The organism is Pseudomonas sp. DNDY-54, assembly GCF_019880365.1.
GTDB classification, from domain to species: domain Bacteria; phylum Pseudomonadota; class Gammaproteobacteria; order Pseudomonadales; family Pseudomonadaceae; genus Stutzerimonas; species Stutzerimonas stutzeri_P.
Genome location: NZ_CP082271.1, coordinates 4,002,782 through 4,015,623 on the forward strand (window position 1 = coordinate 4,002,782; position 12,842 = coordinate 4,015,623).

Genomic DNA, 12,842 nt, shown 5'->3' on the forward strand with positions numbered 1-12,842 from the left:
ACTTGAAGCGCCCGTGCAGCGGACGAACAGCCGCGCTTCGCCCCGGCTGAATAATTCATCATTAGCTTCAGTGTTGATGCGCTTGGCTCAACGTAGGATGAGCGCCGGTAATCGTGCCGTTTGGCTCGCCAGAGGGAACGGGCGTAGAATCGGCGCATTCCTCGCCACCATCCCCCGGCGGGCCATGAGCCCAGGCCGCCCGAGCGATACCCCGCCTCGAGCCGGCCCCACCGCACGCACGGTCACCTGCCGTTGCATGCGGCACAGGTGGCGCTCACCATTAAGCACTCTTCGAACCGCTGATTAGCCGCAGGAACCGTCATGCCCGATTACCGCTCGAAAACCTCCACGCACGGCCGCAACATGGCTGGTGCCCGCGCGCTGTGGCGCGCCACCGGCATGAAGGACGAAGACTTCAAGAAGCCGATCATCGCCGTTTCCAACTCCTTCACCCAGTTCGTACCCGGCCACGTCCACCTGAAGGACATGGGCCAGCTGGTCGCCCGTGAAATCGAAAAGCACGGCGGCGTGGCCAAGGAATTCAACACCATCGCGGTCGACGACGGCATCGCCATGGGCCACGACGGCATGCTCTATTCGCTGCCTTCGCGCGAGATCATCGCCGACTCCGTGGAATACATGGTCAACGCGCATTGCGCCGACGCCATTGTCTGCATCTCCAACTGCGACAAGATCACCCCCGGCATGCTGATGGCCGCCCTGCGCCTGAATATCCCGGTGGTGTTCGTTTCCGGCGGGCCGATGGAAGCCGGCAAGACCAAGCTGGCCAGCCACGGCCTGGACCTGGTCGACGCCATGGTCATCGCGGCCGATGAAAGCGCCTCCGATGAGAAGGTCGCCGAATACGAGCGCAGCGCCTGCCCGACCTGCGGCAGCTGCTCCGGCATGTTCACCGCCAACTCGATGAACTGCCTGGCCGAAGCCTTAGGGTTAGCCCTGCCCGGCAACGGTTCGACCCTGGCCACCCACAGCGACCGCGAGCAGCTGTTCCTGCGCGCCGGCCGCACCATTGTCGAGCTGTGCCAGCGCTACTACGGCGAAGGCGACGAATCGGTACTGCCGCGCAACATCGCCAGCCGCCGCGCCTTCGAAAATGCCATGACCCTGGATATCGCCATGGGCGGCTCGACCAACACCATCCTGCACCTGCTGGCCGCCGCCCAGGAAGCCGAGGTCGACTTCGACCTGCGCGCCATTGATGCCCTGTCACGCAAGGTGCCGCAGCTGTGCAAGGTCGCGCCGAACATTCAGAAGTACCACATGGAAGACGTGCACCGCGCCGGCGGCATTTTCTCCATTCTGGGTGAGCTGGCCCGTGGCGGCCTGCTGCACACCGACGTACCCACCGTGCACAGCCGAACGCTGGCTGAAGGCATCGCCCAGTGGGACATCACCCAGACCCAGGACGAAGCGGTACACACCTTCTTCAAGGCCGGCCCGGCCGGTATCCCTACGCAGACTGCGTTCAGCCAGTCGACCCGTTGGGACACCCTCGACCTGGACCGCGCCGAAGGCTGCATCCGCAGCGTCGAGCATGCCTACTCACAGGAAGGCGGCCTGGCCGTGCTCTACGGCAACATCGCGCTCGATGGCTGCGTTGTGAAAACCGCAGGCGTGGACGAATCCATCCATGTCTTCGAGGGCACCGCGAAGATCTTCGAAAGCCAGGACAGCGCTGTTAAGGGCATCCTCAATGACGAAGTGAAAGCCGGCGACATCGTCATCATCCGCTACGAAGGCCCGAAAGGCGGCCCGGGCATGCAGGAAATGCTCTACCCGACGTCATATTTGAAGTCCAAGGGACTGGGCAAGGATTGCGCCCTGCTCACCGACGGTCGATTCTCCGGCGGCACTTCGGGCCTTTCCATCGGCCATGCCTCGCCAGAAGCGGCCGCGGGCGGTGCCATTGGCCTGGTGCAGGACGGCGACAAGGTGCTGATCGACATCCCCAACCGCAGCATTCAGCTGCAGGTCAGCGATGAAGAGTTGTCCCACCGGCGCATCGAGCAGGACAAGAAAGGCTGGAAGCCGGCCGCCCCGCGCGCGCGCAAGGTGACCACCGCGCTCAAGGCCTACGCCCTGCTCGCCACCAGCGCCGACAAGGGCGCGGTGCGCAACAAGGCGATGCTGGACGGCTGATCGTTCCGGCTAATAGCTGCACACGGAAGCCCGACCATCGTGTCGGGCTTTTTCATGGTTCGCCGATGGCGGGTTCCAGCCGAACTCCGCCAATCTCAATCGCCTTGAAGCGGGGCGCGACCAGCTCAAATTCACCCCGTTCCAGAAGCTCGCCAAGCGCAGCGCCGTCCGGAAGCGCGCCTCCAGTGACGCGCAGCTGGCCAAGCCATCGCCAGCCTCCTGCCGCAACACGTCCCATCACCGGCACCACCTTGGGCTCGCCGCGGAGCAGCAAGACTTCGGATTGGCCGTCCCGATCCAGATCCGCCGCAAACAACCGGCACTCATCCACGCACCCCTGATTGCTGACGGTACGCGCCAGCGAGCCATCCTCATCCACTATAGCCTCCCCAATCCAGAGCACTGGCGGCGCGGCTGCAACCTCCTGCTCCCGCTTCCAGGCCCAGTAGTGGTCCGCGCGATCCAGTCGCTGCAGATCGCCCTTCAGCCGCGTGCGCAGCGCTTCGTCCTCCCAAGGCTCGTCCAGCGCATCACGCAGTGCTTGCAAATATCGACGCCCAGGTTCGCCCAGCTGAAAGCGCAGCGCACCGAGATCGGTTTGCTCGGTTGGCAATTTGGCATCTAGCAGCCGCTGATACTGATTGGCCGCGCTCAGTTGCAGCGGGCTCAGTGCCGGCACATGCACCAACACCAGCAGGCAGGCCGCTAGCAGCGCCAGAGGCGGGTTGCTTTGCCGGAGCCCGCTTAGCCAGGCGGGACCACGTCGGATCACTGCTCTCACCAGTGCCAGGCCATGCACCATCGCGACCAGCGCCAGGAGCGCAGCCAATACACGATCCGGCGTCAGCCCGTACTGATCGATACGCAACCACAGCGCATGTATCGCGAGCCCGGCCAGCAGTGGCAGGCACAGCGAACTGGCATCGGCCAGCAGCCGCAAGGGCCGGGGATAATGCGCGGTCTGCAAGCCGTCCTGCACGACCCCGTTGAGCAAAGCGATATGCGCGAACACCAGCGTCAGCAGGATCGGCGTTGCATGGCGTGTCGCCCACAGCGGAGCCAGGCCGGTGAACGGCAGGAACACCACGAACAGCAGCAGGATCACCACCGTCAGTGGCAACAGAAACCGGCACATCGCCTGCAGCACGTTGCGCAGCGCATCGATGACCTGACCGCGCTCGCGCCCAATGTGCAACCCGACGGCGACAACCGTAGCGCTGGCAACCCAGATGAAGCCGGACGAATCGAAGAACCGTTTGAACTGATCGACCCCGAGCATGCTGAACAGGCCCGACCAGAGCCAGATCAGCAGCCAGAAAACCCCGAGCATGACCAGCGCCATGAACAACAGCAGCCCGTTGTTCCAAGCGTTCCGATAAAGCGCGCTGTAGTCGAAGCGCCAGCGATGCGCAGCGTCCCGCGCCTGGATAAACGGCGCGAGGATGTAGGCTAATGCCAGCTGGCTCCACAGCAACAGCGTGCCGGTCGTTTCATCGAAGTAATACCAGCGGGGCTGATCGAACTGAGCCCCAAGCCACGCCGCCAACACGGCGGGCAACAGAACAGCCGGCAGCAGCAGCTTCCAGCGCTCAGCCTCGCGCAGTTGGCCCCAGAGCATCTGCAGCTGCCAGCCACCCACCACGACGAGGACGATCAGCGCGGAAAACAGAGTGCGCCAGAGCGCCCCGTGCGGCCAGCTTTCACTGGCCAGCCATAGCGTCAGTCCTTGCAGGAGCCCCAACGACATGAAGACCGCCAGGGTTCGCTGTTCAATTACTTTTTGCATGATGTCCTTCAGTTGTCGTTGCCAGCCGTTTGGTAGCAAGGCGGCGTCCATTGAATCGCAAGGCAGACGAGTATGTGAGCCGCCCCAGGGCACCGCAACGCAAGGCCCGCCGGGCTGTGACTGGATCGGTGGTTGCGTTCAGATGTGCCGGCACCGTCTCGCCGCCTACGCTTACTGCCAATCGTTGATCATTGAATGGGTGGCCGCCTCGCCAGCCGACCGGTTCAGCTGTGCGTTATCGTCGACGCGACGTAGAATCGCGCTCTTTTTTCTGGAGCCTGCCATGAGCGCGGTGAAGTCTTCCCCTGACGAGTTGCGTAACGATCTGGTCTACGGCCTCGACGACCGGCCCCGCCCCTGGATCGCCTTTCTTGCTGCCCTGCAGCATCTGCTGGCGATCATCGTGCCGATCGTCACGCCCGGGTTGCTGATTTGCCAGGCAATCGGCGTCTCGCCACGCGACACCAACATCATTGTCTCGATGTCCCTCGTGATTTCCGGCATCGCCACCTTCGTTCAGTGCAAGCGCTTCGGCCCATTCGGCGCCGGGTTGCTGATCGTGCAGGGCACCAGCTTCAACTTCGTCGGCCCGCTGATCGCCGGCGGCGTGTTGATGGTCAAGCAGGGCACGCCGGTCGAGGGCGTGATGGCGGCCATCTTCGGCGTGGTGATTGCCGGGTCCTTTATCGAGATGGGCGTCTCACGTGTGCTGCCGTTTATCAAGCAGCTAATCACCCCGCTGGTGACCGGCATCGTGGTGCTGATGATTGGCCTGACGCTGATCAAGGTCGGCCTGATCAGCATGGGCGGCGGCTACGCAGCCATGGGCGACGGGACCTTTGCCAGCCGCGAAAACCTGCTGCTGTCGGGTGTGGTGCTGGGCGCCATCGTCGTACTGAACCGCCTGCCGATGCAGTGGATGCGCAGCTGCGCCATCATCATTGCGCTGGCCATCGGTTATGCGCTGTCCGCCTATCTGGGCCGACTGGATTTCACCGGCATGCGCGAAGCCGAACTGTTCGAAGTGCCGATGCCGCTGCATTTTGGCCTCGGCTTTTCCTGGAGTCTGTTCATTCCGATGGTGGTGATCTACCTGGTCACCTCGCTCGAAGCCATCGGCGACATCACCGCCACCAGCAAGCTCTCACGCCAACCTGTGGAAGGCCCGCTGTGGATGCAGCGGATCAAGGGCGGCGTGCTGGTCAATGGCGCCAACTCGCTGCTGGCGGGCTTCTTCAATACCTTCCCCAGCTCGGTGTTCGCGCAGAACAACGGCATCATTCAGCTCACCGGGATCGCCAGCCGCTACGTCGGCATGTGGATCGCGGTGATGCTGGTGATTCTCGGGCTGTTCCCGGCGGTTGCCGGCGTGCTTCAGGCGGTGCCCGAGCCGGTGCTGGGCGGTGCTGCAATTGTGATGTTCGGTGCGGTGGCGGCCGCGGGCATCAACATTCTCGCGGGCATCAAGCTGGACCGCCGCGCGCTCCTGATCATCTCGGTCTCGCTGGCGCTGGGCCTGGGCTTTTCTCAGGTGCCGGAGTTTCTTGCCAATCTGCCGGTAGCGCTGCGCAACGTGCTGGAGTCGGGCGTAGCCACCGGCGGTATCTGCGCATTGGTAATGAACTGGTTCCTGCCCGAGTCGCCCGCAGGCTCGAAGCAGGATCCAGCCTGATTAGCCGATTCGAGCGCCCTGGGCGAGCCGCCGGCAGACCTCATCGGCAATCGCCAGGGCCGCGGTCAGCCCGGGCGACTCGATGCCGAACAGATTCACCAACCCGGCGATACCGTGCTCGGCAGGCCCGTCGATGCGAAAGTCCGCTGCCGGTTCGCCGGGCCCGCTGATTTTAGGGCGAATGCCGGTGTAGGCCGGTTGCAGCGCACCATCCGGCAACGCCGGCCAGTAACGGCGAATCGCCGCGTAGAACCCATTCGCGCGGCGTTCATCCATCGTGTAATCCAGGCTGTCGACCCACTCCACGTCCGGGCCGAACCGCGCCTGACCGCCCAGGTCCAGCGTCAGGTGCACGCCCAGCCCGCCGGGTTCCGGGAGGGGATAAACCAGATGCTGGAATGGCGTCGGGGTCGCCAGGCTGAAATAGCTGCCCTTGGCGAAATAGCGTGGTGGCACCGACTCAGCGGATAGCCCCGCCGTGCGCGCGGCGATTTCTGGTGCCGCGTGTCCCGCACAGTTGATGACGCTAGTGGCCAGCAGCGTCATCGGCGTTTCACCGCCCACCTCGACACACAACCCCGCGTCGGTCACCTCAATGGACGCTACCGGCGCATGCAACGCCAGCAGCGCACCCGCGGCCTCGGCATCCCCTTGCAGCGCCAGCATCAAGGCATGACTGTCGACGATTCCAGTGCTCGGTGAGAGCAATCCAGCCACGGCATTGAGCTGCGGCTCCAGCGTCTTCACCTCATCCGCGTCGAATCTGCGCAAATCGTCGACGCCGTTGGCCAGGGCATGAGTCTGTAGCGCATCGAGCCCCGCCAATTGGGATTCATCGGTGGCGACGATCAGCTTGCCGCAACGCCGGTAAGGCACGCCGTGACTGTCGCAGAACGCATAGAGCGCATCGCGCCCGGCCACGCACAGCCGCGCCTTCAACGAGCCTTGCGGATAATAGATGCCGGCATGAATGACCTCACTGTTGCGCGAGCTGGTGCCCGTGCCAATGGCCGCTTCGGCTTCCAGTATCACCACCTCGCGTCCGGCCCGAGCCAGTGCCCGCGCGACCGCGAGCCCCACCACACCGGCGCCGATGACCACGCAATCGACCTGCTCCATTCCCGTTCCCCTGCAATTAGGCGAGCGCCAGACTGCCGCAAGATCGAACCGCGGCCAAGCCTCGCTTGCCCAACATCCATACACTCATGAAAAAGGGAGCCACCATGCGCATCGGCGTCATATCCGACACCCACGGCCTGCTGCGCCCTGAAGCCATCGCTGCGCTGCAGGGTTGCGAGCGCATCATCCACGCTGGCGACATCGGTAAACCACAGGTACTGGACGCGTTAAGAGCACTGGCGCCGCTCGAGGTGATATGTGGAAATGTCGACAGCGGCGACTGGGCTGCTGCGATTCCGGAGCATCTCGACCTGCATATCGACGGGCTGCGCATCCACGTCACCCATGACGTCAAGACGATGGTGATCGACCCGGTTGCCGAGCAGGTCGACGTGGTGATCGCCGGCCATTCGCATCAGCCAAAGATCGAAGAGGTCGAGGGCGTGCTCTACATCAACCCCGGCAGTGCCGGCCGTCGACGCTTCAAGTTGCCGATCAGCTTGGCTTTACTGGACATTGAAGACGGGCAGCCGCGGGCGCAACTGGTCACGCTGGGTTAAGCGCTCAGCTCACGCCCATATAGCGATCGCTGCGGTGATTGATCGCCAGTACCAGATTTAGCGCGACAGCACCGAGCACGGAGAGGGCGACTTTTTCCGGCGGCACAATGAACACCGCCGCCAGCACAATCAGCGCATCGATGCCCATCTGAAAGGTTCCGGCGCGCAGGCCGATGCGCTCCTGCAGGAACAGCGCAAGGATGTTCACACCCCCGAGGCTGGCACGGTGCCGGAACAGCATCAACAGCCCGACGCCCATGGCGAAGCCGCCGAAGAGCGCGGCGTAATAGATGTTCAGCTCGGCGAAGCGAATCCAGTTCGGTGTCAGTTCGGCCAGCAGCGACACCAGACCGACGGCGATGATCGTGCGCAGCGTAAAGCTCCAGCCCATGCGCCAGATGGCCAACAGGTAGAACGGAATATTCAGGGTGAAGAACACCAGACCGAAAGGCCAGCCGGCGAAATACTTGAGCAGAAACGCGAGGCCCACGGTGCCGCCGGTCAGCAGTCCCGCGTGGCTGTAGAAGGCGATCCCCAGCGCCACCATGGCGGTGCCCAGCAGCAGCGCCAGCGCATCCTCCCAGAGTGGATGGCGGACGAAGATCGCGGCGATGGTTTCGGGCTGCTCGGCGTCCGAACGTTCAGCGTCATGCTGCATGGCGTCTGTTTGATCTGCGCCACGTTGCACTACGCCACGTTGCACTGCGCTCGGCTTGTCATTCGACATGAGAGGTGTCTCGTGGGAAGCGGAGTGAAAGCATAGGAGCTGGCGCCAGGTGAGAACTTGGCGCCGGTCAAGGAAAGCCGAGGGACGGGAGTCAGCGGCGCTGCCAGGTCTCGAAACGGTATGCCGGCGCTTCACGCTCAGCTGGATGGGCCTGGCTGTCTACAAGCGCCCATTCAGCTTCATCAAAGGCAGGGAAGAAGGCGTCCCCTTCAGGGGCCGCATCGATTCGGGTGAGATACAGGCGCTGCGTCTGCGGCAATGCCTGGGCGTAGAGCTGCGCGCCGCCGATCAGCATCAACTCCTCGACGCCCTGCTCTCGGGCCCACTGCTCAGCGCGAACCAGCGCAGCGTCGAGCGTTGTAAAGGTTTCGCCACCGTCGAGCTGGAGCTCCTGCTGACGGCTGACCACCAGATTCAGCCGGCCCGGCAGCGGGCGGCCCAGCGAATCCCAGGTCTTGCGACCCATGATGATCGGCTTGCCCAGGGTCATCGCCTTGAAGTGTTTGAGGTCAGCTGGCAGGTGCCAGGGCATCGTGTTATCGAGTCCGATCACGCGGTTATCGGCGAGCGCCGCGATCATGGCGAGGGGAAGGGTGGTCTGATTCATGGCGGCGAGAATAACAGAGCGCCCGCGGGGGAGTCAGCGCCGCCAGAGACACGTCAGCATCATCAAACGGTCATCGTTGCTTTACTAAAGCGTCAAGCTGACGTCATTGATAGGCTTCAGGCTAACTGCTCCCCTTCCATGGAGACGCCCGCAATGGCCCGCCACAGCCGCCCTACCCTGCGCCACCTGTTGACCGCCTGCAGCTTGCTGCTGCCAATCGCTGCGTTTGCCGCCACGCCCGACGCCTCGGTCGCCGCCAAGAACGGCCGTGAAGAGCCTCATCCGCTGGTCATCGCCCACCGCGGCGCCAGTGGCTACGTGCCAGAGCACACCCTTGCCTCTTACGCGCTGGCCATTCTGCAGGGCGCCGACTATGTCGAGCCGGATCTCGTCATGACCCGTGACGGCGAGCTGGTTGCCCGTCACGACAACGAGCTGGGGCTGACCACCGATGTGTCGCAGCACCCCGAGTTCGCCGACCGCAAGCGCACGCAGATGGTCGACGGTGTAGAGCTCACCGGCTGGTTCAGCGAGGACTTCACGCTGGCCGAACTGAAAACGCTGCGTGCCATCGAGCGCATCCCAACGATCCGTCCCGGTAACGCGCGGCTCGACGGCAGCCTGGAAATCCCGACGCTGCAGGAGATCATCGATCTGGTGAAAACCATGCAGCTGAGCGAGCGCCGCCGCATCGGGCTGTACCCCGAAACCAAGCATCCGACGCACTTCCAGCAGCTCGGCCTGGCCATGGAAAAGCCTCTAGTGCGCGTCCTTCACCGCAACGGCTACGCCGGTCGTAACGCGCCGGTGTACATCCAGTCGTTCGAAGTCGAGAACCTGAAAACCCTGAGCCGCATGACGCAGCTGCGCCTGGTGCAGTTGTTCAGCAGCGGTCAGCCATACGATCAACAGGTACGCGGCGGCAAACTGACCTACGCACAGATGGCGACCGCCGAAGGCCTAAAGGCGATCTCGCGCTACGCCGCGGGTGTCGGTCCGGAAAAGAGCTACATCATTCCGCGTGACGCCAACGGCAATCTCGGCCAGCCCACCGACTTTGTGCCGAACGCTCACGCCGCGGGCCTGAAAGTGCATCCGTACACCTTCCGCGCCGAAAACGCCTTTCTGCCGACCAACCTGCGCAAGGGTGATTCGCCGGCCGATCGCGGCGACATCGAAGCCGACATCCGCGCCTATCTCAACGCGGGCATCGACGGGCTCTTCATCGACCAGCCCGACATCGCCGTGCGCGTGCGCGCCGAGTAAGGCTCGAGGCCGCCGGGCCTCGTATTGAAACATCGTTCGGGCGGTTGGGGTTCCGCTGGCGAAAACTGCCTACACTTCAGGGGCACGCCGTGCGGCCCGACCGCAACCGATCGTCGTCGAACACGGTGATTCCTAGAACAACCATAAAAAGGAATACCCCATGAAACCCCCTCCTCGAACGCCTTCTTCCGCTCCTGTTGGGCACCACACTCCCGCTTGCAGCGGCGTCCAGCCAAGCCGCTGAGTGGCCGACCGATACCGTTCGCCTGGTGGTGCCCTACGCACCGGGCGGCACAACCGACGTGCTTTCGCGCAAGGTTGCCGATCTGCTGCAAAAGGAGATCGGTACCGTGGTGGTGGAAAATCGCCCAGGCGCCGGCTCGACCATGGCCACCGGGCAGCTGGCCCGTGGCGGCCGCGGCGCCGACCACACCATCGCCATGGCGTCGCCGGGCCATACCATCGGTCCGGTGATCTACAAGAACCTGCCGTACGACCCGGTCGAAGATTTCAGATTTATCCGCAACGTCATCGAAATACCCAACGTCATGGTGGTTCCTGCAAACAGCCCCTACAGCAACGTCAGAGAATTCATTGAGGCGGCCAAGAACAAGGAGATGACCTTCAGCTCCGCCGGCGTCGGCAGCTCCATTCATATGTCCGGCGAGCTGTTCAAAGCCATGACCGGCGCCAACATGACCCACGTGCCCTTCCGCGGCAGCGGTGAGGCCTTGCCCGCACTGCTGAGCGGCGATGTCGACGTGTCGTTCGAGAACATGCCGGCGGTGCTCTCGCACATCAAATCCGGAAAGCTCAGGGCGCTGGCAGTGACCTCCGCCAAGCCCTCACCTTACCTGCCGGGCGTCGAGCCGCTGTCCAAGCTTGGCCCTGACATGGGCCTCGCCGACTTCGTGACCACCGCGTGGTTCGGCCTGGTTGCCGATGACAGCATGCCCGACGAGGCCGTGCAGGTGCTGCAAGACGCGCTCAACAAGCAGCTGGACAGCGAAGGCTTCAAGAGCTTTGTCGCCCAGCTCGGTGGCGAGCTGGCGACTGAAGAAGGCGATGCCTTCCGGGATTACGTCGCGCAAGACATCGAATGTTGGCAGCGCGTCGCCGGCCAGGCGGAGCTCGGCCAGTAACACACGCCGGTCTCGGCCAAGGTGGTGGGCTAGAGCCCACCCTACGGCTTTCCGTTAGCCTGTTGGACGCGGTCCGCGTGCAACGTCGCGCGAATCTTTCCTCCCGCACGACCTGAACTCGTGGCTGTAAATCGCACAAGCGGGCGATTATCGAACACTTTCCATTTATCCACGGCCTCGCCAGGGCGCCATCCTTTATGGTGACGACGTCTGATTTCCAGCGTTGACGTTGACCGATAACGTCGCATGCGCTTTCGTTCGTTGATCGGGCACCACAACAATTAGAAAAGGGGAAGCACCTATGTCACCGACCCTCATGCGCGCCCTACGCCTGCTTCTGCTGAGCAGCGCGCTGCCGCTCGCCACCACCCACGCCGCCGAGTGGCCGACCGACACCGTTCGCCTGGTGGTGCCCTACGCACCGGGCGGCACCACTGACGTGCTATCGCGCAAGGTTGCCGACCTGCTACAGAAGGAAATCGGCACCGTGGTGGTGGAAAACCGCCCAGGCGCCGGCTCGACCATGGCCACCGGGCAGCTGGCGCGAGGTGGGCGCGGCAGTGATCACACCATCCTCATGGCCTCGCCCGGCCATACCATCGGTCCGGTGATCTACAACAAACTGCCGTACGACCCGGTAACGGATTTCCGCTTCATTCGTAACGTGATCGAGATTCCCAACGTGATGGTGGTCCCGGCGAACAGCCCCTACAACAGCGTCGAAGACTTCATCGCGACCGCCAAGAACAAGGAGATGACCTTCAGCTCTTCGGGCGTAGGCAGCTCCATCCACATGTCCGGCGAACTGTTCAAGACCATGACCGGCACCCAGATGACTCACGTTCCGTTCCGCGGCAGCGGCGAAGCCCTGCCCGCCCTCCTCAGTGGCGACGTCGATGTGTCGTTCGAGAACATGCCAACCGTCCTTTCGCACATCCAGTCCGGCAAGCTCCGGGCGCTGGCAGTGACCTCCGCCGAGCCTTCTCCCTACCTGCCCGGCGTCGAGCCGCTGTCCACGCTCGGTGCCGGTTTGGGCCTCGGTGACTTCGTCACCACCGCCTGGTTCGGCCTGATTGCCGATGACGGCATGCCGGACGGCGCCGTGCAGACGCTCCAGAGCGCCTTGGACAAGGTCATGCAGGACCCGAGCTTCAAGGACTTCGTCGCGCAGATCGGTGGCGAAGCCGCAAGCCAGAAGGGTGACGCCTTCCAGGCGTATGTCGCCGACGACGTCCAGCGCTGGCAGAAGGTTGCCGGCCAGGCCGAGCTCCAGTAGGAGGCCCACGATGACGCGTGCCGACGGCCTTCCGCGCTGGGCGAACATCAATACGCTGCTGGGTGCGATATGGCTGGTCGCCGCGTTGGTGTTTCTGTTCTTCCTGGTGCCGAACTACATCGAAGAGGCGCCGATGGTTCAGAACCCGATGCAATCGCCGCGCTGGCTGCCCAGCGCCACCGGCTGGCTGGTGGCGCTGCTGTCGCTGGCGCTGATCATCGAAGGCTGCCTGCGACCGCCAGCTCAACCGTCGAAATCCGAGGCCGGTGCGCCGCCGTGGCGCTGGCTGCTGATGCTTGCCGGGCTGGCCGCGTACTGGCTCCTGTTCGAGCCGCTGAGCGCCATCGCTGCCGGCATCCTCGGTACGCTGCTGCTCTTCGCCGCCCACCCGGTACGCACGCCGTGGCTGTATCTGCTGGCTATCGCCTTGCCATGGCTGGTGAGCCTGCTGTTCATCCAGGTTCTAAACGTCCCGCTGCCTTCGGGCACGCTCTGGGAATGACCACCGCCCGCTGCCACGAGTGACC

At 63.7% G+C, this 12,842-nt stretch carries 11 protein-coding genes; 7 read left to right on the plus strand and 4 right to left on the minus strand.

Features of this window, described 5'->3' with window-relative positions:
* The first annotated feature begins 321 nt into the window (after positions 1 to 321).
* Positions 322 to 2,160 carry a dihydroxy-acid dehydratase gene (gene ilvD, locus K4O48_RS18560; protein ID WP_222909812.1) on the plus strand — a complete coding sequence of 613 codons (1,839 nt, stop codon included), beginning with the start codon at positions 322 to 324 and terminating at the stop codon, positions 2,158 to 2,160.
* Between the two features lie 52 nt (positions 2,161 to 2,212).
* Here the strand turns inward: ilvD and K4O48_RS18565 are convergent, their stop codons facing one another.
* A complete protein-coding gene (locus tag K4O48_RS18565; protein WP_222909813.1) occupies positions 2,213 to 3,946 on the minus strand; it encodes a DUF4153 domain-containing protein in 1,734 nt (577 codons plus the stop codon).
* 283 nt (positions 3,947 to 4,229) lie between these two features.
* Here K4O48_RS18565 and K4O48_RS18570 point away from each other — a divergent pair, with 283 nt between their 5' ends.
* Positions 4,230 to 5,618, plus strand: a complete 1,389-nt coding sequence (locus tag K4O48_RS18570; RefSeq protein ID WP_222909814.1) for a uracil-xanthine permease family protein — start codon at positions 4,230 to 4,232, stop codon at positions 5,616 to 5,618.
* On the opposite strand, the gene K4O48_RS18575 is transcribed toward K4O48_RS18570, so the two are convergent.
* Entirely contained in the window at positions 5,619 to 6,737 is a 1,119-nt protein-coding gene (locus K4O48_RS18575) for an NAD(P)/FAD-dependent oxidoreductase (RefSeq protein ID WP_222909815.1), read from the minus strand. It lies immediately after the preceding gene.
* 104 nt (positions 6,738 to 6,841) lie between these two features.
* On the opposite strand from K4O48_RS18575, the gene K4O48_RS18580 reads away from it, so the two are divergent.
* The gene (locus K4O48_RS18580) at positions 6,842 to 7,297 is read left to right on the plus strand and encodes a metallophosphoesterase family protein (protein ID WP_222909816.1); all 456 of its coding nucleotides are present in this window, start codon (positions 6,842 to 6,844) and stop codon (positions 7,295 to 7,297) included.
* 4 nt (positions 7,298 to 7,301) lie between these two features.
* Here K4O48_RS18580 and K4O48_RS18585 read toward each other — a convergent pair whose 3' ends face one another.
* Both K4O48_RS18585 and K4O48_RS18590 read right to left on the minus strand, forming a co-directional pair.
* A complete protein-coding gene (locus K4O48_RS18585) occupies positions 7,302 to 7,955 on the minus strand; it encodes a YitT family protein (RefSeq protein WP_222912160.1) in 654 nt (217 codons plus the stop codon).
* A 160-nt stretch (positions 7,956 to 8,115) separates the two neighbouring features.
* Complete coding sequence (locus K4O48_RS18590) at positions 8,116 to 8,631, minus strand: dihydrofolate reductase (RefSeq protein ID WP_222909817.1); 516 nt, start codon at positions 8,629 to 8,631, stop codon at positions 8,116 to 8,118.
* 153 nt (positions 8,632 to 8,784) lie between these two features.
* Between K4O48_RS18590 and K4O48_RS18595 the strand changes: the two genes are divergently transcribed.
* The 4 genes from K4O48_RS18595 to K4O48_RS18610 all read left to right on the plus strand — a co-directional run bounded on the left by K4O48_RS18595 (position 8,785) and on the right by K4O48_RS18610 (position 12,817).
* Positions 8,785 to 9,897, plus strand: coding sequence for a glycerophosphodiester phosphodiesterase (locus K4O48_RS18595; protein ID WP_222909818.1), 1,113 nt, complete (start codon positions 8,785 to 8,787; stop codon positions 9,895 to 9,897).
* 197 nt (positions 9,898 to 10,094) lie between these two features.
* The gene (locus K4O48_RS18600) at positions 10,095 to 11,039 is read left to right on the plus strand and encodes a tripartite tricarboxylate transporter substrate binding protein (RefSeq protein WP_260523662.1); all 945 of its coding nucleotides are present in this window, start codon (positions 10,095 to 10,097) and stop codon (positions 11,037 to 11,039) included.
* 301 nt (positions 11,040 to 11,340) lie between these two features.
* Complete coding sequence (locus K4O48_RS18605; RefSeq protein WP_222909819.1) at positions 11,341 to 12,315, plus strand: Bug family tripartite tricarboxylate transporter substrate binding protein; 975 nt, start codon at positions 11,341 to 11,343, stop codon at positions 12,313 to 12,315.
* A 10-nt stretch (positions 12,316 to 12,325) separates the two neighbouring features.
* Complete coding sequence (locus K4O48_RS18610) at positions 12,326 to 12,817, plus strand: tripartite tricarboxylate transporter TctB family protein (RefSeq protein WP_222909820.1); 492 nt, start codon at positions 12,326 to 12,328, stop codon at positions 12,815 to 12,817.
* The last annotated feature ends 25 nt before the right edge of the window (positions 12,818 to 12,842 follow it).

What these genes read in the sequence shown, in the direction of transcription:
- K4O48_RS18590 (WP_222909817.1), bottom strand. Translation starts at nt 8,631, where the DNA reads ATGAATCAGACCACCCTTCCCCTCGCCATGATCGCGGCGCTCGCCGAT.
- K4O48_RS18570 (WP_222909814.1), top strand. Translation starts at nt 4,230, where the DNA reads ATGAGCGCGGTGAAGTCTTCCCCTGACGAGTTGCGTAACGATCTGGTC.
- K4O48_RS18595 (WP_222909818.1), top strand. Translation starts at nt 8,785, where the DNA reads ATGGCCCGCCACAGCCGCCCTACCCTGCGCCACCTGTTGACCGCCTGC.
- K4O48_RS18580 (WP_222909816.1), top strand. Translation starts at nt 6,842, where the DNA reads ATGCGCATCGGCGTCATATCCGACACCCACGGCCTGCTGCGCCCTGAA.
- K4O48_RS18610 (WP_222909820.1), top strand. Translation starts at nt 12,326, where the DNA reads ATGACGCGTGCCGACGGCCTTCCGCGCTGGGCGAACATCAATACGCTG.
- ilvD (WP_222909812.1), top strand. Translation starts at nt 322, where the DNA reads ATGCCCGATTACCGCTCGAAAACCTCCACGCACGGCCGCAACATGGCT.
- K4O48_RS18585 (WP_222912160.1), bottom strand. Translation starts at nt 7,955, where the DNA reads ATGCAGCATGACGCTGAACGTTCGGACGCCGAGCAGCCCGAAACCATC.
- K4O48_RS18605 (WP_222909819.1), top strand. Translation starts at nt 11,341, where the DNA reads ATGTCACCGACCCTCATGCGCGCCCTACGCCTGCTTCTGCTGAGCAGC.
- K4O48_RS18575 (WP_222909815.1), bottom strand. Translation starts at nt 6,737, where the DNA reads ATGGAGCAGGTCGATTGCGTGGTCATCGGCGCCGGTGTGGTGGGGCTC.
- K4O48_RS18565 (WP_222909813.1), bottom strand. Translation starts at nt 3,946, where the DNA reads ATGCAAAAAGTAATTGAACAGCGAACCCTGGCGGTCTTCATGTCGTTG.